General features: G+C 72.6%; 21 protein-coding genes and 1 pseudogene. 16 read left to right on the top strand and 6 right to left on the bottom strand.

Features of this window, described 5'->3' with window-relative positions:
- The first annotated feature begins 62 nt into the window (after positions 1-62).
- The 3 genes and pseudogenes from ACZ51D_RS06725 to ACZ51D_RS06715 form a co-directional block, all read left to right on the top strand.
- Entirely contained in the window at positions 63-407 is a 345-nt protein-coding gene (locus ACZ51D_RS06725; RefSeq protein ID WP_360494559.1) for a DUF4229 domain-containing protein, read from the top strand.
- 137 nt (positions 408-544) lie between these two features.
- Entirely contained in the window at positions 545-1,588 is a 1,044-nt protein-coding gene (locus ACZ51D_RS06720) for a LacI family DNA-binding transcriptional regulator (protein WP_360494556.1), read from the top strand.
- 152 nt (positions 1,589-1,740) lie between these two features.
- Positions 1,741-2,049 (top strand): annotated as a pseudogene (locus tag ACZ51D_RS06715) (hypothetical protein); the annotation flags it as partial.
- 35 nt (positions 2,050-2,084) lie between these two features.
- Here ACZ51D_RS06715 and ACZ51D_RS06710 read toward each other — a convergent pair.
- Positions 2,085-3,296 carry an MFS transporter gene (locus tag ACZ51D_RS06710; protein WP_465616522.1) on the bottom strand — a complete coding sequence of 404 codons (1,212 nt, stop codon included), beginning with the start codon at positions 3,294-3,296 and terminating at the stop codon, positions 2,085-2,087.
- A gap of 488 nt (positions 3,297-3,784) precedes the next feature.
- Between ACZ51D_RS06710 and ACZ51D_RS06705 the strand changes: the two genes are divergently transcribed.
- Positions 3,785-5,125, top strand: coding sequence for a dicarboxylate/amino acid:cation symporter (locus ACZ51D_RS06705; protein WP_465616524.1), 1,341 nt, complete (start codon positions 3,785-3,787; stop codon positions 5,123-5,125).
- Positions 5,126-5,353: 228 nt separating this feature from the next.
- Here ACZ51D_RS06705 and ACZ51D_RS06700 read toward each other — a convergent pair whose 3' ends face one another.
- On the bottom strand, positions 5,354-5,557 hold the full coding sequence (locus tag ACZ51D_RS06700; protein ID WP_097236595.1) for a cold-shock protein: 204 nt from the start codon (positions 5,555-5,557) through the stop codon (positions 5,354-5,356).
- A 374-nt stretch (positions 5,558-5,931) separates the two neighbouring features.
- Here ACZ51D_RS06700 and ACZ51D_RS06695 point away from each other — a divergent pair, with 374 nt between their 5' ends.
- From ACZ51D_RS06695 to ACZ51D_RS06665, 7 genes are all read left to right on the top strand, one after another.
- A complete protein-coding gene (locus ACZ51D_RS06695) occupies positions 5,932-6,864 on the top strand; it encodes a menaquinone biosynthetic enzyme MqnA/MqnD family protein (protein ID WP_465616526.1) in 933 nt (310 codons plus the stop codon).
- Between the two features lie 164 nt (positions 6,865-7,028).
- A complete protein-coding gene (locus tag ACZ51D_RS06690; protein ID WP_465661401.1) occupies positions 7,029-8,735 on the top strand; it encodes a serine/threonine-protein kinase in 1,707 nt (568 codons plus the stop codon).
- Between the two features lie 134 nt (positions 8,736-8,869).
- Positions 8,870-10,093 (top strand): cyclic dehypoxanthinyl futalosine synthase, encoded by a 1,224-nt coding sequence (gene mqnC, locus ACZ51D_RS06685; protein WP_360494543.1) that lies wholly within the window; start codon positions 8,870-8,872, stop codon positions 10,091-10,093.
- A 16-nt stretch (positions 10,094-10,109) separates the two neighbouring features.
- Positions 10,110-10,859 (top strand): amidohydrolase family protein, encoded by a 750-nt coding sequence (locus ACZ51D_RS06680; protein WP_465661399.1) that lies wholly within the window; start codon positions 10,110-10,112, stop codon positions 10,857-10,859.
- 284 nt (positions 10,860-11,143) lie between these two features.
- Positions 11,144-11,731, top strand: coding sequence for a hypothetical protein (locus ACZ51D_RS06675; RefSeq protein ID WP_360494537.1), 588 nt, complete (start codon positions 11,144-11,146; stop codon positions 11,729-11,731).
- 159 nt (positions 11,732-11,890) lie between these two features.
- Positions 11,891-12,586: a demethylmenaquinone methyltransferase gene (locus tag ACZ51D_RS06670; protein ID WP_360494534.1), complete on the top strand. Its 696-nt coding sequence runs from the start codon at positions 11,891-11,893 to the stop codon at positions 12,584-12,586.
- A gap of 143 nt (positions 12,587-12,729) precedes the next feature.
- Positions 12,730-14,040, top strand: coding sequence for a geranylgeranyl reductase family protein (locus ACZ51D_RS06665; RefSeq protein WP_465616533.1), 1,311 nt, complete (start codon positions 12,730-12,732; stop codon positions 14,038-14,040).
- A gap of 21 nt (positions 14,041-14,061) precedes the next feature.
- Here ACZ51D_RS06665 and ACZ51D_RS06660 read toward each other — a convergent pair whose 3' ends face one another.
- From ACZ51D_RS06660 to ACZ51D_RS06650, 3 genes are all read right to left on the bottom strand, one after another.
- A complete protein-coding gene (locus ACZ51D_RS06660) occupies positions 14,062-14,424 on the bottom strand; it encodes a MazG-like family protein (RefSeq protein WP_360494528.1) in 363 nt (120 codons plus the stop codon).
- Positions 14,425-14,630: 206 nt separating this feature from the next.
- The gene (locus ACZ51D_RS06655) at positions 14,631-15,344 is read right to left on the bottom strand and encodes a peptidylprolyl isomerase (RefSeq protein ID WP_465616535.1); all 714 of its coding nucleotides are present in this window, start codon (positions 15,342-15,344) and stop codon (positions 14,631-14,633) included.
- A gap of 174 nt (positions 15,345-15,518) precedes the next feature.
- A complete protein-coding gene (locus tag ACZ51D_RS06650; RefSeq protein ID WP_465661398.1) occupies positions 15,519-16,247 on the bottom strand; it encodes a TetR/AcrR family transcriptional regulator in 729 nt (242 codons plus the stop codon).
- A gap of 94 nt (positions 16,248-16,341) precedes the next feature.
- Here ACZ51D_RS06650 and ACZ51D_RS06645 point away from each other — a divergent pair, with 94 nt between their 5' ends.
- Together ACZ51D_RS06645 and ACZ51D_RS06640 are read left to right on the top strand one after the other, a co-directional pair.
- Positions 16,342-17,007, top strand: coding sequence for a CatB-related O-acetyltransferase (locus tag ACZ51D_RS06645; protein WP_465616539.1), 666 nt, complete (start codon positions 16,342-16,344; stop codon positions 17,005-17,007).
- A 175-nt stretch (positions 17,008-17,182) separates the two neighbouring features.
- Complete coding sequence (locus tag ACZ51D_RS06640) at positions 17,183-18,178, top strand: DMT family transporter (RefSeq protein ID WP_465616541.1); 996 nt, start codon at positions 17,183-17,185, stop codon at positions 18,176-18,178.
- A gap of 13 nt (positions 18,179-18,191) precedes the next feature.
- Here the strand turns inward: ACZ51D_RS06640 and ACZ51D_RS06635 are convergent, their stop codons facing one another.
- On the bottom strand, positions 18,192-18,794 hold the full coding sequence (locus tag ACZ51D_RS06635) for a hypothetical protein (protein WP_465616543.1): 603 nt from the start codon (positions 18,792-18,794) through the stop codon (positions 18,192-18,194).
- A 191-nt stretch (positions 18,795-18,985) separates the two neighbouring features.
- On the opposite strand from ACZ51D_RS06635, the gene ACZ51D_RS06630 reads away from it, so the two are divergent.
- From ACZ51D_RS06630 to ACZ51D_RS06620, 3 genes are all read left to right on the top strand, one after another.
- A complete protein-coding gene (locus tag ACZ51D_RS06630; RefSeq protein ID WP_465616545.1) occupies positions 18,986-20,095 on the top strand; it encodes a sensor histidine kinase in 1,110 nt (369 codons plus the stop codon).
- A complete protein-coding gene (locus ACZ51D_RS06625; protein WP_465616547.1) occupies positions 20,092-20,787 on the top strand; it encodes a response regulator in 696 nt (231 codons plus the stop codon). Before ACZ51D_RS06630 ends, ACZ51D_RS06625 begins: the two co-directional genes overlap by 4 nt.
- 446 nt (positions 20,788-21,233) lie before the next feature.
- A complete protein-coding gene (locus ACZ51D_RS06620; RefSeq protein WP_030060100.1) occupies positions 21,234-21,593 on the top strand; it encodes an NADH-quinone oxidoreductase subunit A in 360 nt (119 codons plus the stop codon).
- Positions 21,594-21,629: the final 36 nt, after the last annotated feature.

The following is a 21,629-nucleotide window of genomic DNA, read 5'->3' as shown; positions in this document are numbered from 1 at the left end:
TGCTTGACTGGAGGACCGCCCCCGCCCGGCCCGCCCCCGTGCAACGAGAAGGATGTGTCCCAGTGAGCAGCACCGGCCCGGAGAAGTCGCACGCCACGCTCCGCTACACCTCCATGCGGGTCAGCATCTTCCTCGGCTGCCTGCTGGTGGCCCTGCTGCTCGGTCACTTCCGGGTCATCCCGGTCAGCGGCGAGGCGGGCATGATCTTCCTGTTCCTGCTGGCCGCGGTCGCCTCCGCGCCGCTCAGCTACGCGCTGCTGAGCAGGCAGCGCGACGAGATGTCCGCGCAGATCAGCGGCAAGGTCTCCGGGATGCGCAGCCGTACCGCCGAGCGGATCGCCGCGCAGAACGCCGAGGAGGACGCCGCCGACGACGCCGCCCGCGCGGCGACCGCCGGGCAGAGCTGACCCCGGCCCCACTCTCGACCGCCGACCCCGCCGCAGCCGCCGTGCCCGCCACCCCAGACTCCGCGCCGCCCGGGCAGCCGCCTGGGCGGCGGTCCGATCAGCTGTCCGGTCAGCCGTCCGGTCAGGCACCTGATCAGGTGCCCGCCGAGAGTGCGCTCGGGACCTGGCCGGCCCCCGTCCGTCGGCCCACCGGGCGGGACGTGGCCCGGCTCGCCGGGGTCTCCCAGGCCACCGTGTCGCTGGTCTTCTCCGGTGCCGAGGCCGGCCGCCGGGTCTCCGAGGCCACCCGGCAGCGGGTCCGCGAGGCCGCCCGCAGCCTCGGCTACCGTCCGCAGGCGGCCGGCCGGCAGCTGCGGCTGGGCCGCAGCGGGATGATCCTGCTCGCGGTGCCGAACCTCCAGGGCCCGTTCTTCGGTCGGGTGCTGGAAGGCGTTCACCAGGAGGCCGGCCGCAACGGCCTGGCGGTCGTGGTCAGTTCGGGCTGGGGCAGCGCCACCCTCGCCGAGGCCGCCACCGCCGGCCGCTTCGACGGCCTGCTGATCTGCTCCCCGGACGACAGCCAGCTCGGCGAGCTGCCCGCCGACACCCCCGCCGTCTTCCTGGACGCCGACCCGGGCACCGACCGCGCCCGTCCGACCGTCGAGCTCGACGTGGCCGGTGGGATGCGCGCCGCCGTCGAGCACCTGGCCGCCCTCGGGCACCGCCGGATCGGCCGGCTGCGCTCCACCCACGCCGCGTACACCTTCCGGGTGCGGCAGGCCGCCTTCGAGCGGGCGGTACGGGAACTCGGGCTGGACGTCGTGGAGTTGGGCGTGAGCCTGAACGAGGGGCACCGGGCCGCGCGGACCGTGGCGGACCGGCTGCTGGCCCGGGCGGACCGGCCGCACGCGGTGATCTGCGACGACGACGTGGTCGCCTCCGGGGTCTACCAGGCCGCCGCCGAGCTGGGGTTGCGGGTGCCGGAGGACCTGTCCGTGGTCGGCATGGACAACGTCGCGGTGTCAGCGCTGCTCGCCCCGCCGCTGACCACCGTCGACCTGCCCGGCGAGGAGCTGGGCCGGGCGGGCGCGGCCGCGCTGGCGGGCCTGCTGCGCGGGGAGCGGGTGGAGCCGGTGGCGCCGCTGGCCACCTCGCTGGTGCTGCGGGCCTCGACCGCGTCGGCCTGGCCCGTCGCCACCTGACCCACCTGACCTACCTGACCCACCTGACGTACCCGACGCATCTGACGTACCTGACTTGACGTCACCAGTGCATCCATCTTGTCGGATCAGTCCGAACAGGCGGTTACTGGTCGGTCCCTCTCGCGTCGCAGGCTCGGGAGAAACGGCGGACGATGAGATTCCGCCATGCGGACGTCCCGACCACGAACCCCACGCCTGCCCAGAGCGGCCCGACTGGCCGCGGCCTTCGGCCTCTTCGCGGCCACCCTGCTCACCGGCACCCTCACCGCCCCGCCCGCCGAGGCCGCCGTCCCTTCACCAAAACGGTCGACAGGGCCAGGGTGGCGCCCGGCGATAACGTCACCTACACCCTGCGCTACACCTGCTCGGTGCCCGACTGCACCAACGGCCGGATCACCGACACGCTCCCCGCCGGGATGGAGTTCGTCGGCTGGACCCCGGACGCGACCACCGTCGACATCGCCGTGGGGGTGGGCTCGGCCCACCGGGGCGGGCCTCAGCCCACCGGGACGGGCTGGGCCAGACGGGGTGCGGCGGGCACCGGGTGGAACCAGCGCCGGGCACCGAGCAGCAGCAGCCCGCCGAGCGCGATCCCGCCCGCCGCGCACAGCGCGACCGGGCGCAGCGAGTCCTCGGCCAGGTTGCCGGAGACCGCGTAGCCGAGCGAGTTGCCGGTGGCGAACAGCGTCACCAGCCAGGCGAAGGCCTCGGTGACGGTGCCGGTCGGCGCGAGCTCGGCGACCAGGACGAACGCCGCCGCGAGCAGGGGCGCCAGCATGACCCCGGACAGGAAGGCCAGCGCGGCCATCGGGTACGGCCCGGGCAGGGCGACCAGCGGCAGGTAGGAGGCGGCCATCGCGAGCGCCATCACCCAGGTGCGGGTGGCGGTGGTCTGGCGCCACTTGACCGCGCCGTAGGCGAGCGCGCCGAGCAGTCCGCCGAGCGCGGCCAGCGCCAGCAGGGTGCCCGCGCCGCCCGGGAGCGCGCCGGTGTGGTGCTCGGCGTAGGCGATGAACAGCACGTTCTGTGCGCCGACCGCCCAGCCGGCCCCGGCCAGTCCGACCAGCAGCAGCACCAGGCCGGGGGAGCGCAGCGGTCCGAGCAGTCCGGCGGAGTGCTCGCGGACCGGGGCGCGCCAGGCCTTGGCCGGTGCGGCGGTGGCCACGATCAGCGCGCCGGCCAGGCCCAGCCCGGCGGCCACCCAGAGCGCGACCACCGGGCTGAACAGGCCGGCGATCCCGGCGACGGCCAGCGGCCCGGCGACGTAGAGGATCTGCTGGGAGGCGGAGTCGAAGGCGTAGGCGGTGTCGAGCTGCTCCTCCTCGACGACGTCCGGCCAGAGCGAGCGCAGGCAGGGCTCCAGCGGGGGCATGGCGAGGCCGGCGATCGCGGCGCCGACGGGAGCGGCGAGCGGGGAGCCGGGGGCGAGAGCGAGCAGGGCGTACCCGCCGCCGGCCACCGCGGCCGCGACGAGCAGGACGCGCGGCTGCCCGGTGCGGTCCACGATCCGTCCGAGCACCGGCCCGCCGACGGCCGCCGAGATCGCGTACGCGGCGGTGGCCAGCCCGATCCGCCCGTACGGCGCGCCGGCCTCGCGCAGGGCGAGGGCGATCACCAGGGCGGTCATGCCGGCGGGCAGGCGGCCGAGCAGGGTGCCGAGGAGCAGGCGGGTGACGTGGGGGGCGCGGAGCAGGGCGAGGTAGCCCATCGGCGTCTTCTCCGGTCTGGGCAGGCGAGGGCAGGGACGTCGTCAAAGTTATACGTATAACTGCTCGGCGGTCAATCGGGCCGCCACTCGGGGCTGATGGGGCGTCAGTCTCGTTCGTGCCCGGAGCGCGGGTTCGGCGTGGGGTGCGAGAGGGAGGGGGTTGGGCGCGATCTCAAACAAGTACTTTGAACATCTCAAACCTTTACTGCTAACGTATCGGCCATGTCAGCCTCAGACGCACTGCGGATGCACGGCCCGGGCCCGCTGCCCGGCGCCGCCCGCCCGTGCGCTCTGACCGGTGCTGTGGACAGCCCGCGCCGTTGTCGCGCCATGAGCTGTACTGCCCTGGGCTGTACGTCCCCGAGCTGTATCGCGGCGGCACGCCCCTGACCGGGGGCCCGGCCCCTTCCCGTCCGGCCCCGCGCCGTGCCGCCTGCTCCACCCCACACCTCATCGTCAGCAACGCCCTCCCCCGGAGACGCTCCCCCATGTCCACAGCGCCCGAGGCGACCTCGTCGCCGTCCGTGCTCGCCCGTATCCGCAAGACACCGTTCTGGGTGCAGATCGTCGCCGGCCTCGTGCTCGGCGTCGGCCTCGGCTACCTGGCCCGGGCCGCCGACATCTCCTGGCTGGCCACCACCCTGGAGACCATCGGCAAGATCTTCGTCCAGCTGCTCAAGCTGGCCGTCCCGCCGCTGGTGTTCACCGCGATCGTGGTGAGCGTCGCCAACCTGCGCAACGTCACCAACGCGGCCCGGCTGGCCACCCGCACGCTGCTCTGGTTCATGATCACCTCGCTGATCGCGGTCGGCATCGGCCTGGGTCTGGGCCTGCTGACCAACCCCGGCAAGGGCACCAACCTCAAGACCGAGGGCCTCAAGGCGCTCGACTCCAAGGGCACCTGGATCGACTTCCTGACCGGGATCTTCCCGACCAACATCGTCGACGCCTTCGCCAAGGTCAACGTGCTGCAGATCGTCTTCATGGCGGTCGTGGTCGGCGCGGCGATCATCAAGCTCGGCGCCAAGGCCGAGCCGGTCCTCAAGCTCAGCGAGTCCGTGCTCGAGCTGACCCAGACCGCACTGTGGTGGGTCATCCGGCTCTCCCCGCTCGGCACCCTCGGTCTGATCGGCAAGTCCGTCGCCAAGTACGGCTGGGACCTGCTCAAGCCCTTCGCCACGCTGACCCTCGACATCTACGTCGGCTGCGCGCTCGTCCTGTTCGTCGTCTACTCGCTGTTGCTGCGCTTCGCCGCCGGCCTCAACCCGCTGCACTTCTTCAAGGGCGCCTGGCCCGCGATCCAGCTGGCCTTCGTCTCGCGCTCCTCGGTCGGCACCCTGCCGGTGACCCGCCGCGTCACCGAGCGCCTCGGCGTCCCGAGCGAGTACGCGTCCTTCTCGGTGCCGTTCGGCGCCACCACCAAGATGGACGGCTGCGCCGCGATCTACCCGGCGATCGCCGCGATCTTCGTCGCCCAGGTCTACAACATCGAGCTCGGCATCAAGGACTACATCCTGATCGCGTTCGTCTCGGTGGTCGGCTCGGCCGCCACCGCGGGCCTCACCGGCGCGATCGTCATGCTGACGCTGACCCTGTCCACCCTGGGCCTGCCGCTGGAGGGCGTCGGCCTGCTGCTCGCCATCGACCCGATCCTGGACATGATGCGCACCGCGACCAACGTCGCAGGTCAAGTTCTGGTGCCGGTCGTGGTCGCCGCGCGGGAGAAGATCCTCGACGTCGCCGCGTACAACGACCCGCAGGGCGACCTGCTGGACGAGCCGGCCGGCGCCCCGGCGCAGGCCTCGGCCAAGGCTGCCGTCGCCGCCTGACGTTTCACGGCGCACACGGCGTACACGGCGTACCAACGGAAGGGCCCTTCCCCCGGTGGGGAGAGGGCCCTTCCGCGTGCCCTGCTGCCTTTCGGGCCCGGCCCCAAAGGCAGGGGGCCCACCGAAAGGCGGGCCCCCTTGGGTACTGCTCTTGTGTGCTCATGGTGACGGCTGCCAGCCGTCGATGGACCCGTCGGGGTCCCGAGCGATCAGATCATCAGAGGATGGTCAGACAGCGGTGACGTTCTCCGCCTGCGGGCCCTTCGGACCCTGGGTGACGTCGAAGGTGACCGTCTGGTTCTCCTCCAGCGAACGGAAGCCGTTCGCGTTGATGGCGGAGTAGTGAACGAAGACGTCCGGGCCGCCGCCCTCCTGGGCGATGAAGCCGAAGCCCTTCTCAGCGTTGAACCACTTGACGGTTCCCGTGGCCATGCCGTTCTCCTTGCGATGCGTGTCGGGGGCCACACCGTGTGACGCCCGGTCCGCTGCGCTGATCGCCCTGCCTCCGGACGAGTCCGAAGTTTTTCGATATTGCTGAAAAACTACAAAAAGCCTGCGGTTACATGCTCCGCAGGCTTCAAGTACTGCAAGGGGAATCAAACTGCAACTGAGGGCAACGCTAGCATGCGGCAGCTGTGACGACCAGAGGTCACTTACGGCGCCGAGGAGGCGTGTCGGAAGGGCTGGAGCGGGCGTGGAAAGGGGCGTTGGGGACGTGTGAGGGCGTGTCGGGTGGCCGGTGCGAGCCGTCGTGAACGGCGGGCATACGCTGCGGGAAGGCGTACGAACAGCAAGGGAGCGGCGCAGTGGCAGCACCGGACGCACAAACACCGGACGCGCGAACGCGGGAGCCCCAGAACACCCCGGGCGGGGACAACACCCCGGTCAGGCCTCGGGTCGGCCATATTCAGTTCCTGAACTGCGTCCCCCTCTACTGGGGACTCGCCAGGACCGGCAATCTGCTCGATCTGGACCTCACCAAGGACACCCCGGAGAAGCTCAGCGACCAGCTCGTCGCCGGCGCCCTGGACATCGGTCCGATCACCTGCGTCGAGTACCTGCGCAACGCCGACGACCTGCTGGTCCTGCCCGACATCGCCGTCGGCAGCGACGGCCCGGTGATGTCCTGCCTGATCGTGAGCAAGGTGCCGCTCGCCGACCTCGACGGCCGCCGGGTCGCCCTCGGCTCCACCAGCCGCACCTCGGTCCGGCTCGCCCGACTGCTCCTGGAGGAGCGCGAGGGCGTGCACCCGGACTACTTCAGCTGCCCGCCGGACCTCAGCGCGATGCTCGTCGAAGCCGACGCCGCCGTCCTGATCGGCGACCCGGCACTGCGCGCCTACCTCGGGCAGGCCGCCGACCTCGGGCTGACCGTCCACGACCTCGGCGAGATGTGGAAGGAGTGGACCGGCCTGCCGTTCGTCTTCGCGGTCTGGGCGGTGCGCCGCGAGTTCGCCCAGCGCTGCCCGGAGCTGACCGCGGCCGTGCACCGGGCCTTCCTGGAGTCCCGCGACCTGTCGCTGGTGGAGGCCGCCAAGGTCGCCGAGCAGGCCGCCCGTTGGGAGACCTTCGAGGCGGACGTACTGGAGCGGTACTTCAGCGAGGCGCTCGACTTCTCGCTCGGCGAGCGGCAGTTGGCCGGCGTCGCCGAGTTCGCCCGACGGGTCGCGCGCGACAGCGGCTTCGCGCCGGACGTGGCGGTGCGGCTGCTGGAGCCGGCCCGGCTGCCGGTGGGGTGAGGAGTCGGCCCCGCCGCCGAAGGGCTGAGGAGTCGGTGGGCTGAGCGGACGCTCCCGGGCGCGGGCGTGCGGTGTCCGAACCGTGACGAGAACGGGGTCCCCCCGGGGAACCCGGCCGGTACGGTTCGGCACGGGCAGTGAGCCCGCCGAGGGGAGCGTGCAGGATGCAGCCGCTGGAACCGGACGATCCGCGCGAGGTGGGCGACTACCGGTTACTGGGGCGGCTCGGGGCCGGCGGCATGGGCCGGGTCTACCTCGGGCGGACGGCGGGCGGACGCACCGTGGCCGTCAAGACGGTCCGCCGGGAGCTCGCCGTGGACGCCCGGTTCCGCGCCCGCTTCCGGCAGGAGGTGGACGCCGCCCGCAAGGTCGGTGGGGAGTGGACGGCGCCCGTACTGGACGCGGACACCGAGAGCGCCCAGCCCTGGGTGGCCACCGGCTACGTCGCCGGCCCCTCGCTGGGGGCCGCCGTCCGGGAGTTCGGGCCGCTGCCCGAGCCGACCGTACGAGCCCTCGGCGTCGGGCTGGCCGAGGCGCTGGCCCACGTGCACGGACTCGGTCTGGTGCACCGGGACGTCAAACCGTCCAACGTGCTGCTCACCCTCGACGGCCCCCGGCTGATCGACTTCGGCATCACCCGCGCACTGGACGGGACCAGCAGTCTCACCGGGACCGGCAACCCGATCGGCTCGCCCGGCTTCATGTCACCGGAGCAGGCGCGGGGAGAGAAGGTCGGGGCGGCCACCGACGTGTTCTCGCTCGGCGCGGTGCTCGCGTACGCGGCGAGCGGGACGCTCCCCTTCGGGCGGGAAGCGGTGCCGGCGGTGATGGTTTACCGGATGGTGTACGAGTACCCGGAACTGTCCGGGACGAGCGAATCGCTGCGCTGGATCCTGCTCGACTGCCTGGCCAAGGACCCGGATGCCCGCCCGACGCCCCGGCAGCTAGGTGCCTGGCTGGACGACGACAGGACCGTGGCCGCGCGGCTGGAACAGGGCGAGTGGCTGCCCGCCGGGCTCGCGGCGGCGGTGGGGCGCAGTGCGGTCCAGCTGCTGGACCTTGACGCGGAAGGGGGACCCGCGGGGTCCGCGGCGGCCGGGCCGGTGCCGCCGCGGCCGGCGGGGAGGCCTTCGGCGGGGAAGCCTTCGGCGGGGGCCGCCGCGGCGCCGCCGACTTCGCCGCCTCCGCCGCTGCGGCCCTCCGCGCCGCCGAAGCCTTCCCCGGCGCCTCCCAACGCGTCGTCGTTCGTGCCGCCGTCGCCCGGGGCGGCCGCGCCCCCGGGATTCGGGCCGCCGCCGAGGACGGTGCCGATGCGGGGCCCGCGCCGGGGCAGACGGCGTCGGTGGGTGGTGCCGGTGGTCGTGCTGGGCGTGCTGGCCCTGGCTGTGGTCGGCACGGTGTTCCTGCGGTTCCTGGTGGCCGAGGCCGACCGGACGACCGCCTCCGGCGACCACACGGCGCCGCCGCTGGTCGCGCCGCTGGTCGCGCCGACGGTTCCCGGCGCCGTCGGGCGGAACCTCGTACCGGCGGCGTTCCTCGGCACCTGGCGCGGCGATGTCAGCGTGGTCGGCGGCGGCGTCATCGGCGTCATCACCGTCGCTGTCGGCCAGGGCGGGATCGGGGACGAGAGCACCACGACCCGGATCGACGGCCCCACCGGGACGGTGTGCGAAGGCGCCTGGACGCTTCGGCTGGTCTCGGCGACGAAAGTCGTGTACACCTCGCGGCTGGTGGCCACGTCGAGCGCCGGGGCGTGTCAGAACGTCGCCGTCCCCCGCATGCTCACCCTCCTGCCGGGCGGCACCCTCCGCTACGACATCACCGACGGCACCACCACGACACAGGCCGGCGTGTTGCGGAAAGCGGGCTGACGCGGGCGGCGGAATCCGCTGGCGTAGGCTGGTTCGGCCGTACCCGGACGCCCCGTTGTCCGTGTCGGCGGCGCAGGCAGCAGCACCACCCGAGCGCCACCCGCGTACCACCCGAGTAGAGAGAAGGCCGTCAGGTGACCGAGCTCGCAGCGACCACCCTCGATGCGTCCAGCACCGACCTGCAGGCCGTGCTCGACCGGGCCGCCGCCGGCGGCCGGATCACTCCGGAAGAGGCGCTGGAGCTCTACCGCTCGGCGCCGCTGCACGCGCTCGGCTCCGCCGCCGACGCGGTGCGCCGCCGCCGCTACGCCGGTACCGAGCACATCGCGACGTACATCATCGAGCGGAACATCAACTACACCAACGTCTGCGTGACGGCGTGCAAGTTCTGCGCCTTCTACGTGCCGCCGAAGAGCGACAAGGGCTGGTCCCGCGAGCTCGACGAGATCCTGCGCCGCTGCGCCGAGACCGTCGAGCTGGGCGGCACCCAGATCATGTTCCAGGGCGGCCACCACCCGGACTACGGCGTGGAGTACTACGAGCGCGCGTTCTCGGCGATCAAGGCCGACTTCCCGCAGCTGGTGATCCACTCGCTGGGCGCCTCCGAGGTCGAGCACATGTCCCGGATCTCCGGCGTCTCCATCGAGGAGGCGATCACCCGGATCCACAAGGCGGGCCTGGACTCCTTCGCCGGCGCCGGCGCCGAGCTGCTGCCGGAGCGTCCGCGCAAGGCGATCGCCCCGCTGAAGGAGTCCGGCGAGCGCTGGCTGGAGATCATGGAGGCCGCCCACGGCCTCGGCGTGGAGTCCACCTCCACCATGCTGATGGGCACCGGCGAGACCAACGCCGAGCGGATCGAGCACCTGCGGATGATCCGCGACGTGCAGGACCGCACCGGCGGCTTCCGGGCCTTCATCCCCTACACCTACCAGCCGCAGAACAACCACCTGAAGGGCTCGACCCAGGCCACCGTCTTCGAGTACCTGCGGATGATCGCCATCGCCCGCCTGTTCCTCGACAACATCGCCCACATCCAGGGCTCCTGGCTCACCACCGGCAAGGAAGCGGGCCAGCTGTCCCTGCACTACGGCGCGGACGACCTCGGCTCGGTCATGCTGGAGGAGAACGTCGTCTCGGCAGCCGGTGCCAAGCACCGTTCCAACCTCACCGAGCTGATCCACCTGATCCGGGCCGCCGACCGCGTCCCGGCGCAGCGCTCGACCACGTACGAGCACCTGCGGGTGCTGGTCGACCCGGCCGACGACCCGGTCGACCCGCGGGTCGCCTCGCACATCGCCTCCACGGCGATCGAGGGCGGCACGGCGCACCCCGAACTGAAGATCCTGAACAACAACTGAGGACGCTCCCCCCGCCGTGCTGACCCTGCACCGGGCCGCGCTCGTGCTGCCCGACCCGGCCGATCCCACCGCCCCGTCCATCGCGGACGGGGCGGTGGTGGTGCGCGGCGAGCACGTCGAGGCGGTCGGGCCGTACGAGGAGCTGCTGGCGGCCCACCCGGGCGCGCGGGTACGGGACTGGGGCTCGGCGCTGCTCGCGCCCGGGCTGCGCAACCCGTACGGGCACTGGCTGTTGGAGCGGGCCTACCACCCGGATCCGCGGGAGGAGATCGGCGTCGAGCCGGTGGCGGACGGGTTGGTCGGATCCACGGACGAGGTGCGGTGCGGGGCGAGCGCGCGGCGCGGGCTGCAGCGGATGCTCGGGTTCGGGGTGACGGCGGTGGCCGGGCCGTTCGAACGGGCGTCGGTGCGGACGGCGGTGGCGCGGTCGGGGCTGGCGGGGCTGCCGGGCTCCCCGGGTTCCTCGGGCTTCTCGGGTTCCCCGGGCTTCTCGGGTTCCTCGGGTGTTTCGAGCGGTGCCGGTGCGGGGCCGTTGGATCCGCTGGCCGTGCTGCCGTTCGCGGAGGCCGTGTACGGGCGGGTGGCGGCCGGGGGCCGGGCGGACTTCGCGGTGTTCGCGGTCGCGGTCTCGGCCTCGGTCTCGGCAGGGGTCCCGACTGTGGTCGCGGCTGTGGTCCCGGCGGCGGGGGAGGGGCGTGCCGAGCCGGTGGCGGGCGGGTGCCTGGCCACGGTGCTGGGCGGGCGGTTGGTGTACCGGCGGCGCTGAGCCGGTCCGGCGGGGGCCTTAGGGGGGAGCTGCGGGCGTCGGCGGCGCCAGTGTGACGTACTCGTCAGTAGTCGGATTTCCTTGCGGCACAACGGACTTTCTTCGTGTGCACCCGAACTCCGGCGCCGGTGACGGGGAGTGATTGTCCCTTCGCCGTGACCTGAGGGCCCGCCAGCGGATACGATCCCGGACAGCTCACATCCGCACCCTCACCACATCACCGCCCGTGCCCGCGGGCGGCGGGGCCGCGTCCCCGGTCCCGAAGGCAAGCCAGGACAGGAACCATGCGAACCGCGACCGTTCCCCCGCCGCGCGTCCCGCGGTTGGGCCGTGGTTGGTACCTCGCCGCCCTGCTCAGCGCCGTGCTGGCCGTCAGCATGTGCCTGCTGGGTTGGCGTCAGGCCGACCAGGCCGACCGGATCGAGGCGCACCCGGTGAGAGTCGAGGGCGTCGTCACCCAGCTCCCGACCGGCGGCGGCACCTACAGCGCCGTCAGCTACCGGGTCGGCGGGCAGCCGCACACCGCGGCCGCGCTGCCGCTCGCGGACGGCATCAAGATCGGCGACCCGGTCTGCCTGGAGCACGCGGCCGACGACGCGGGCGCGGTGCGGATCTGCGGCGACACCTACCCGCAGCCGGTCGGCGTGGGCCTGGCCCGGTTCAGCGTGCCGGTCGCCGTGGTGCTCTTCGTGATCTGCGTGCTGCGCATCTGGCGCTACCGGAAGGCTGTCGCGATCCGCGCCGGGCAGGGGCGGCTGGCCGCCAACCTCGCCCTGGCGACGGAGGCGCTGGCGGACGGGATGCCCGCGATAACGCACGGCAAGCGCTCCCGCCGGAAGCGGCGCGCGGGCGGGCGGCGCGGGCAGCACTGAGGGAGCGGCTCGGCGGCCGGTGGGTGTGCCCCGTCGAACGCGGGGTGACCCTCGGCGGCCCGTCGGGGACCCGTTGGTGACCCGCTGGTGCGCCCCGTCGGAGGCCCGTCGGCACGCCCCGTTGGTCGGGGTGTCCGTGGAAGGGTGAACAATGGGGGCGTGACCCGAGCCTCTCTGGACAAGCAGCCGCACGAAGTCGCCGCCATGTTCGACGACGTCGCGGCCAAGTACGACCGCACCAACGACGTGCTCTCCCTCGGCCAGGCCCGCGCCTGGCGCCGGGCGGTGGCCGAGGCGGTGGCCGCCGGACCGGGGGACCTCGTGCTCGACCTCGGGGCCGGCACCGGTACCTCCTCGCTGCCCTTCGTCGAGGCCGGGGCCCAGGTCGTCCCGTGCGACTTCTCGGTCGGCATGCTCACCGAGGGCAAGGCCCGCCACCCCGAGCTGGCGCTCACCGCCGGGGACGCCACCCGGCTGCCGTTCGCCGACGGCACCTTCGACTCGGTGACGATCTCCTTCGCGCTGCGCAACGTCCAGGACACCGACGAGGCGCTGCGCGAGATGCTTCGGGTCACCAAGCCCGGCGGCAAGCTGGTGATCTGCGAGTTCTCCACGCCGACCTGGACGCCGTTCCGGACGGTCTACACCGAGTACCTGATGCGCGCGCTGCCGCCGGTCGCCACGGCCGTCAGCAGCAACCCGGAGGCGTACGTCTACCTCGCCGAGTCCATCCGGAGCTGGCCGGACCAGCCGGGCCTGGCCGCCAAGCTGCAGGAGAGCGGCTGGTCGAAGGTCGCCTGGCGGAACCTCACCGGCGGGATCGTCGCGCTGCACCGGGCGTACAAGACCGCGTAGTCGCCGGGGCCGGGCGGTCGGTCGGCCGGGACGGTGTCGCGGCCGCGCTCCCGGGGCGCGGGCGCTTCCGGCGGCGTGAGCGGAACTAGACTGCCGGAGACAAAAGCCGCCGTCCCCCGCCGCAGCTCCAGGAGTGTGTCCACGTGTCCGAGACCGCAGCCGATCTGACGAAGCCGGACGCCCCGGTGGAGAGCACGGCCGACGTCATCGTGGTCGGCGCGGGCCCGGCCGGATCCACCACCGCCTACTACCTGGCCCAGGCCGGGCTGGACGTGCTGCTGCTGGAGAAGACCGCCTTCCCCCGCGAGAAGGTCTGCGGCGACGGCCTGACCCCACGTGCCACCAAGCAGCTGGTGGACATGGGCATCGACGTCTCCACCGAGAACGGCTGGCTGCACAACAAGGGCCTGCGCATCATCGGCGGCGGCGTCCGCCTCGAGCTGGACTGGCCCGAGCTGTCCTCCTTCCCCGACTACGGCCTGGTCCGCAAGCGCGCCGACTTCGACGAGCTGCTGGCCCGTCAGGCCGAGAAGGCCGGCGCGCGGCTCTACGAGCGCTGCAACGTCAGCGGGCCGCTCCTGGACGAGCGCACCGGGCGGATCGTCGGCGTCACCGCCAAGCTCGGCGACGAGAAGCGGCCGGTCACCTTCCGCGCCCCGCTGGTGGTCGCCGCGGACGGCAACTCGACCAGGCTCTCGCTCGCCATGGGCCTGCACCGGCGCGAGGACCGCCCGATGGGCGTCGCCTACCGCACCTACTTCACCTCGCCGCGCCACGACGACGACTACCTGGAGTCCTGGCTGGAGCTGTGGGACACCCGCGAGGGGCAGCGCAAGCTGCTGCCCGGCTACGGCTGGGTCTTCGGCATGGGCGACGGCACCTCCAACGTCGGCCTCGGCATCCTCAACTCCTCGCCGGCCTTCGGCGAACTGGACTGGCGCGAGGTGCTCAAGGCCTGGTGCGCCGGCATGCCGGAGGAGTGGGGCTGCACCCCCGACAACATGACCGAGCCGATCCGCGGCGCCGCGCTGCCGATGGCCTTCAACCGGCAGCCGCACTACACCCGCGGCCTGTTGCTCGTCGGCGACGCGGGCGGCATGGTCAACCCGTTCAACGGCGAGGGCATCGCCTATGCGATGGAATCCGGCCAGATCGCCGCCGGGGTCATCGTGCAGGCCCTCGCCCGGGTCACCGACGGCGGCCGGGAGCGCGCCCTCCACGCCTACCCGCGCACCCTCAAGGACGTGTACGGCGGCTACTACACGCTGGGCCGCGCCTTCGTGAAGCTCATCGGCAACCCGAAGGTGATGCAGATCGCCGCCCAGCGCGGCCTCACCCACCCGATGCTGATGCGCTTCACCCTCAAGCTGCTCGCCAACCTGACCGACCCGCAGGGCGGCGACGCGATGGACCGCGTCATCAACGGGCTCGCCCGGGTCGCGCCGAACGCCTAGTCCGGCATGTGGCGCCGGCCGCTAGCCCGGCTCCGCCGCCGTCTCCGGGGGCCCGTCGACCGGGCGCCGGGAGGCGGCGGACCGCTGTTCGACGTAGGCCAGCCGGTCTGCGAAGACCCGGGCCGCGTCGGGGGTGAGCGTCCGCAGGGCGACGAGGGCGGTGAAGACGACGTCGCAGAGCTCGTGCTGGACGTCCTCCCAGCTGTGGGTCACCCCCTTGCGCGGGTTCTGGCCGGTGGCGCCGATCACGGCCGCGCCGACCTCGCCGACCTCCTCGGAGAGCTTGAGGATCCGCAGCAGGCGCTCCTCCTGGGGCGACTGCGTGCTCTGCCCGTCCAGCCATGCGACCAGGTGGTCGACGCTCTCCCAGATCCGGCTGTCCATGCGGCGCTGCTCCCCTGCGGTGTGGTTGGTGCTGCCACCGTACGGGAGCTGCGCGGTGCGGTGCGGCGGTCGGTCGGCGGGCAGGGAGGCGGGCGTCGGGCGGTCGGCGCGACGGTCGGGTCGGCGGGCAGAGGGGCAGTCGGCGGGCGGTCGGCGGCGGGCCGGGGTCGCCCCGGGTCGGCCCGGGCTGCCCGACCCGCCTTCGGTCAGCGGGTGCTGAGCTTCACGTGGCGGATGTTCACGGGGAGGTTGGGGAAGCCGTCGCCGGGGTTGTTCTGGTCGTCCTCGCCGCCGGCGGCGATCTTCTGCAGGACGTCCAGGCCCGCCGTGATCCGGCCGAACGGGGTGTAGGCAGGGGAGAGCTTGGTGTCCTTCCAGACGAAGAAGAACTGGCTGCCGTTGGTGTTCGGGCCGGCATTGGCCATGGCGACGGTGCCGGCCGGGTAGGTGGCGCCGGTCAGGTTCTCGTCCGGGAAGGAGTAGCCGGGCCCGCCGCTGCCCGTCCCGGTCGGGTCGCCGCACTGCAGGACGTAGATCCGCTGGGTGGTGAGGCGGTGGCAGTGGCTGCGGTCGAAGTAGTCGTGCTCGGCGAGGAAGCGGAACGAGAAGGTGGTGCAGGGCGCCTTGTCGGTCAGCGCCTCGAAGGTGATCGCACCCTGGCTGGTCCGCAGCGTCGCGCGGTAGGGCTGGGCCGCCTTCTTCGCGTCGAAGACCGGGATTCCCTTGAAATTGTCGGCCGGTACAGCCGGTGTGTAGGTGCAGCCGGCGGCGGGGGTGGTGGCCGCGGGGGCGGAGGTGCCCGCGACGGCGGTGCCGGTGCTCGCCACGAGCGGGAGGACGGTGGCGGCGGCGACCAGCGCCCAGTGCGTGCGCTTCACGTGACGGGCCTTCCGGGGGGTGGTGGACGGCTGGATTGTCATGGAGGAATCATCCACGGCCGGGTGGGGATGCGGTAGGGGGCGGGACGGCCGTGGTTCCCCGGGGCCCGGGGGTGTGATGGGCGGTCAGATGGGCCTGGGGGGTGGGGATTCCGTCGGTGCTGTCGCGCTCGATGGCGGTCACGCTACGGGTATTGCCGGTGTGGCGAGTGTTGCCTATGTTGCCGGTCTTGCCGGTGGGGCAAGGGTGGTCGGTCTTGCCGGTGGGACGAGGGTGGGCGGGGTGGCTGGGGTGGCCGGGCCGGCGGAGTCCTCCTCGGCGGAGGTGAAGAGCCCGGCGCGGGCGGCGAGGGCGGCGGCGTCGGCGGCCCGCTCGGCCGTGCGGGCGTCCAGTGGCTCGCCGGAGACGAACAGGCGGTAGTAGAGCGGGGCGGTAGCGGCGCGGACCACCTCGGCGCCGTTCGTTCCGGCAGGCAACTCGCCGCGGGTGACCGCCCGTTCGGCCACCCCGGCGGCCTGTCGGTGGCGGGCGGCGAAGAAGGCGCGCAGGGCGGCCGCGCCGGTGTCGGAGCGCTGGGCCGCGGAGATCAGTGCGGTGGGCGTGGGGCCCAGCTCCGGGTCGGTGAAGACGCTGAACACCTCCTGGGTGATCCGTCGGAGGTCCTGTCGGAGGTCGCCGGTGTCGGGCAGCGGCCAGGGCTGGTCGGCGGATGCGGTCAGGGCATCGGCGACCAGCCCGTCCACGCCGCCCCACCGTCGATAGAGGGTCGCCTTGTGGACGCCGGAGCGGGTGGCGACCGCCTCGACGGTGAGGCCGTCGTACCCCTTCTCCGTGACCTCGGCGAGCGTGGCGGTGACCACGTCCGCCCGGACCCGTGCGCTGCGGCCGCCCGGGCGGGGGGTGGGGGCATGGGGTGGCTGCTCGGGATGGGTGGCTCCGGTCAAAGTCGACTCCAGTCGCATTAAGGCTTGCTGCGGGGGTGGTGGCGTGCCATGCTCATCGTAATGCGACTTCAGTCGCATTACGAGAGGAGCCTGAGTGACTGCGACCGCCATCCCCGATCCCACCGTGCTCCACCCGCTCACCGGCCACGATCGTGTCGTCCTGTTGCGACCGCTCGTCACCGACCCGCGGATCGAGGTCGGCGAGTACACCTACTTCGACGACCCCGACGGCGCCACCCGCTTCGAGGAGCGCAACGTCCTCTATGCGTACGGCCCCGAGCGCCTGGTGATCGGGAAGTACTGCGCGATCGCCACCGGGACCCGCTTCCTGATGGCCGGTGCCGCCCACCCGGCCATCGGCGTCTCCACCTTCCCCTTCACGATGTTCGGCGGCAGCTGGACCGAGCGGACCCTCGACATCGTCACGGACCTGCCCAGCCGGGGCGACATCGTGATCGGCAACGACGTCTGGTTCGGCTTCGGGGCCACCGTGCTGCCCGGAGTCCGGATCGGCGACGGCGCGATCGTCGCGGCTGGTGCGATGGTCACCGCCGACGTCGAGCCCTACACCATCGTCGGCGGCAACCCCGCCCGGCCGATCAGGCGGCGCTTCGAGGACGCCGACATCGAGCGCTTGCGCCGCGCGGCCTGGTGGGACTGGCCGGTCGAGCTCGTCACCGAGCACGTGCGCGTCATCATGTCCGGAACGCCGACCGACATCGAGGCGATCGCCGTGGCGAACGGACTGATCGACGGCTGACCATCCGGTGTCCGGAACGACATTGATCACCGGCCGTCCGGTGAGCGAGGATGGCGCCCCTCGTTTCCGCGCAGTGCCCCGTCCACCGCCGGGCCTTCCGCCCGGCTCCTGGGTCCGTCCGACGCCGTACGGTCCTCGCGCCCGTCGGTTCCGTTCGCTCGGAGGGATCCTCGTCATGCCTGCCTCCCAGTCCAAGGACTCGTCCCCCTCGGTCCTTCGTGATCTTCCGGTGCTGCTCGTGGCGGTGGTGTGGGGGTCGAGCTTCCTCGCCGTCCAGCGGGTGGCCGAGCCGGGGACCGTCGTGGCGATGCTCGTCCTGCGCTTCGGGCTGGTGCTGCCGCTGCTCGGGGTGGTCGCCTGGCGGGCTCTGCGGAGGCTGAGCCGTGCCGAGTGGCTCGGCGGCGCCGCACTGGGACTGGTGCTCAGCGGGATCTTCCTGCTGGAGACCTACGGAGCTGTGCACACCTCCGCGACCAACGCCGGGCTGATCATCAGCCTCGCGATGGTGCTCACCCCGCTCGGCGAGAGCGCCCTCGGCCGGACCGCACCACCGCGGGCCTTCCTGGGGGCCGCCGGGCTGGCCGTCCTCGGCGTCGCCCTGCTCACCGGCGACGGCGGGCTGCGCGCTCCCTCGCTCGGTGACCTGCTGGTGCTGGGTGCCGCCCTCGTCCGCTCCGCGTACGTCCTCGCCATGGCCCGCACCCGGGCCCTGCGCGACACCGACATGCTCGCCGTGACCTGGGTGCAACTCGCCACGGCCACCGGAGTGTTCGCCGTCGTCGCGCTGTCCGTGGGGCCGGCGCCGTGGACCGTGGCCCGCTCGTACGGGGCCGGCCAGTGGGCCTGGCTGCTGCACCTGTCCTTGTTCTGCACCCTGTTCGCCTTCTTCGTCCAGATGTGGGCCGTGCGGGCCACTTCGCCCTCCCGCGTCAGCCTGCTGCTCGGCACCGAACCGCTGTGGGCCGCCGTCTTCGGGATCACCCTGGCCGGGAACCGGATGGGCCCGCTCGCCCTGGTCGGCGGAGCCCTGGTGCTGGTCGCCACCGAGTGGGGCCGTCGCACCGCTCCCGCGCCGCGCCCGGCCCGGGCAGAGGGCGGGGCAGGTGCCGGGGCGGATCCGGGGGCGGACGCAGGGGCCGGAGAGCAGAAGCGGGAGCCGGCCCCGGCGTGATCCGTGGTCGTGGTCACCGGCGCCGCCGCAGCGTCCGGCGGGCGTAGTCGAGGGTGACCGCGCCGAGCAGCGGGCCCCAGGCGACCAGGGGCAGGTAGGCGAGGGTCATCACCACGGCGGCGAAGCCGCGCGGCGAATCCGGCTCGGCCAGGTTGTGGGCCCAGCCGCCGAACAGCGCCTCCATGCCGAGGAAGGTGAGCAGCGCCGAGCCCAGCAGCGCCGGGACGATCGCGGCGAGCGGCCGGACCCGTCGACCGCCGATCAGTGGGATCCAGCCGGGTGTCACCAGGCCCCAGGGGCGGACCAGGCCGACGGTCAGGAAGGCCAGTGTCTCGGCCAGGGCGCTCAGCGCCACGCAGTAGACGGTGCCCCAACCCGGCTGGTGCGCGTCGAAGGCCGCGGCCGTGGCCCCGGTGAAGCCGACCGGGACACCGAAGCCGAAGGCGATCCGCCACACCCCCGAGGGGACGGTGCTCAAGGCGGCGGCCTTGGCGGCCAGCTGGGCCCAGCGCGGGGCGTCCGGGACGCCCGGGGCGGGCGGGGCGTCCTGGATGTCCGGGGCGGCCGGGTCGGTCTGGCGGGCGGTGCCCCGAGAGTTGATCACGAGCTTCGACATGGTGGACTCCCATCCTGTCCGGCCCCATCGGCCGGTGCGATGACTCAAGACTCGAGGTCCGACAGGGGTCCGCGGCAGTGCCGATCGGGCTGTTCTCCCTGCTCAACCGGCCTGTGAAATATGCCGATCGGCACAAGCGCACCGCCCGGACCGCGTCGTAATGTGACGGCAGTCGATGAGAGGTGGTGACGATGATTCAGATCCTGTCGCTGGTCGTCCCGGTCCTGCTGGTGCCGGCCTGGATGGTCCGCGAGCGCCACGGCACGGCCGCCGTGACGACCGTGCTCGGCGCGGTGTCGGCGACGGTCTCGGTCGTCGTCTGGGTCACCGGCCACTGGACGGAGGCGGCGCGTTGGACCGGGCTGGTCGGCCTGGTCGAACTGGCCGGGCTGCTGCTGGCGGTGGTCCTCAGCCTGCGCGCCGAGGACGGCCCGCGGTGCGCGGCGGCGGCCTGGACGGCGGGCGGAGCGGTAGCCCTCTGGCCGTCCCGGTTCGATGGGCCCGCCGACGCGCTCACGCTCTTCGGCTTCGGATCGACGCTGTCCCTGCCGGCCGTGCTGATCGGGCTCTACCTGCGCGGCCTGGACGACGGCCGGGCCCGCGCGGTGGCCGAGGCCAAGCGTGCCCAGCGGCTCGAACTGGCCCACGACCTGCACGACTTCGTCGCGCACGACGTCAGCGGCATGGTCGCCCAGGCCCAGGCGGGGGCGTATCTGGCGGCCATCGACCCGGCGCGGGCGGCCGAGATGTTCGAGCGGATAGAGCAGGCCGGGCAGCGGGCGCTGGCCTCGCTGGACCGGACGGTGCAACTGCTGCGCAGCGAGGAGGCGGCCGACCGCGGTCCGCAGCCCGGTCTCGCCGAACTCGCGCAGGTGGCCGATCAGTTCACCGCCTCGGGCGGCGCCGAGGTCCGGGTGGAGTTGCCGGAGGGGCCGGTGCCGCGTGAGGTGGAGGGCACCGTGCACCGGATCGTGGTCGAGTCCCTGACCAACGTCCGGCGGCACGCTCCGGCCGCCCGAGTGGTCGAGGTCCGGGCCCGTCAGAGCGACGGACGGCTGGAGTTGACCGTGACGGACGATGGCGGGCCGCCGGCCCCGGGCGGGCGGCCGCGTGGCGGCGGCGGGAGCGGGCTCCCGGGGCTGGCGGCCCGGGTGGAAGCCCTCGGCGGCTCGCTGGAGGCCGGTCCGTACGAGCGGAAGGGCTGGCGGGTGACGGCGGTGTTGCCGCTGGACGCGGCTGTCGGCGGGCCGGAACGATCGCAGAGGCCGACGCGGGTCGGCATGGGGGAGGTGCGGGGATGAGCAGTGGCACGGGGCCGGTTCGGATCCTGATCGCGGACGACCAGGCGGACGTCCGTAGCGCGTTCCGGATGATCCTGGACGTCCAGCCGGACATGACGGTGGTGGCCGAGGCGGCGGACGGTGCCGCGGCGGTGGAGGAGGCGAGGAGGCTGCGGCCGGACGTGGTGCTCGCGGACATCCGGATGCCGAAGCTGGACGGTCTGGAGGTCACCCGGCAGTTGGCCGGCCAGTGCAAGGTGATCGTGGTGACCACCTTCGACCTGGACGAGTACGTGCACACGGCGCTGCGGCACGGTGCGGCGGGATTCCTGCTGAAGCGCTCGGGGCCGGTGTTGCTGATCGAGGCGATCAGGGCGGCGATGGCCGGGGACGCGTTGATCAGCCCGCAGGTCACCGTGCGGCTCCTGCGGCACATGGCACTTCCGGGCGCGGAGCCGAAGCCCGGGCCGGTGGCCGGTGCGCGGACGGCGGGGCCGCTGGCGGCCGGCCCGGTGGAGGAACTGACCGCGCGGGAAAGGGAGATCGCCGAGCAGGTGGCGGACGGGGCGACCAACGCGGAGATCGGTGCGGGGCTGTTCATCTCACCGGGGACGGTGAAGAACCACCTCGCCAGCGTCCAGCGCAAGCTCGGTGCCCGTAACCGGGTGGGCATCGCGGCCTGGGTGTGGGAGCAGACGGCCGGCAAGAGGTAGCCGACGGACGCCGACTGCGCGCGCTTGTGAACGAAGGGTCAAGCGGGCGTTCGGACCCCCGCCACCCCTGCGAGTGAGCCGCTATAACACGTCAACATGGCGCCCTGAAATTTGCCCGCGTCGGCGCATAGTTGATATAGGAATACGCCCCTGACCAGCCCCTTCACAAGTAAATGCGACTGGTTGTGATCATTTGACTCCTTTGCGTTGACAAATCTGGGCATGTTCACATTCGCCACCATTCACATGGTGTCGTAGATCACAAAGATCGCGGTGAACTGCGTGTCGCAGATCACAAGCGGACGGGCATAGGATGCGCTCGTTCCAGGCTTTGTGAACTGCCTCACATGAGGTGGATCCCGGGAACCGGAAGGCGGGTTCACCGCAGCGTGACCCGCCGGTTCCGATCTGCAGTCAAGGACGACTGGACGGAGGGAGCGGGGGCTATGAATGCCTACGCGCCGATCCTCGTACTCGGTGCCATCGCGGCGGCGTTCGCGGTCGGCTCCGTCGTGATGGCCTCACTCACCGGCCCCAAGCGCTACAACCGGGCCAAGTTGGAGGCGTACGAGTGCGGCATCGAGCCGACCCCGCAGCCCGTGGGCGGTGGTCGGTTCCCGATCAAGTACTACCTGACGGCGATGCTCTTCATCGTCTTCGACATCGAGATCGTCTTCCTCTACCCCTGGGCCGTGACCTTCGACGCCCTGGGGATCTTCGGGTTGGTCGAGATGCTGCTCTTCATCGCCACCGTCTTCGTCGCGTACGCCTACGTCTGGCGCCGCGGCGGTCTGGAGTGGGACTGAGCGCGGGGTGGCCGCCGCCCTTGTGAACGAGCGGAC

It is taken from the genome of Kitasatospora sp. NPDC033851, from assembly GCF_055576085.1.
Note: the sequence above shows the minus strand (reverse complement) of the source record. Positions and strands in the feature narration are given on the sequence as shown.

Bases quoted from the DNA above. Each gene is read 5' to 3' on its own strand.
- ACZ51D_RS06705 (WP_465616524.1), top strand. From the start codon at position 3,785: ATGTCCACAGCGCCCGAGGCGACCTCGTCGCCGTCCGTGCTCGCCCGT.
- ACZ51D_RS06675 (WP_360494537.1), top strand. From the start codon at position 11,144: ATGCGAACCGCGACCGTTCCCCCGCCGCGCGTCCCGCGGTTGGGCCGT.
- ACZ51D_RS06660 (WP_360494528.1), bottom strand. From the start codon at position 14,424: ATGGACAGCCGGATCTGGGAGAGCGTCGACCACCTGGTCGCATGGCTG.
- ACZ51D_RS06635 (WP_465616543.1), bottom strand. From the start codon at position 18,794: ATGTCGAAGCTCGTGATCAACTCTCGGGGCACCGCCCGCCAGACCGAC.
- ACZ51D_RS06700 (WP_097236595.1), bottom strand. From the start codon at position 5,557: ATGGCCACGGGAACCGTCAAGTGGTTCAACGCTGAGAAGGGCTTCGGC.
- ACZ51D_RS06620 (WP_030060100.1), top strand. From the start codon at position 21,234: ATGAATGCCTACGCGCCGATCCTCGTACTCGGTGCCATCGCGGCGGCG.
- ACZ51D_RS06630 (WP_465616545.1), top strand. From the start codon at position 18,986: ATGATTCAGATCCTGTCGCTGGTCGTCCCGGTCCTGCTGGTGCCGGCC.
- ACZ51D_RS06655 (WP_465616535.1), bottom strand. From the start codon at position 15,344: ATGACAATCCAGCCGTCCACCACCCCCCGGAAGGCCCGTCACGTGAAG.
- ACZ51D_RS06690 (WP_465661401.1), top strand. From the start codon at position 7,029: ATGCAGCCGCTGGAACCGGACGATCCGCGCGAGGTGGGCGACTACCGG.
- ACZ51D_RS06625 (WP_465616547.1), top strand. From the start codon at position 20,092: ATGAGCAGTGGCACGGGGCCGGTTCGGATCCTGATCGCGGACGACCAG.
- ACZ51D_RS06640 (WP_465616541.1), top strand. From the start codon at position 17,183: ATGCCTGCCTCCCAGTCCAAGGACTCGTCCCCCTCGGTCCTTCGTGAT.
- ACZ51D_RS06710 (WP_465616522.1), bottom strand. From the start codon at position 3,296: ATGGGCTACCTCGCCCTGCTCCGCGCCCCCCACGTCACCCGCCTGCTC.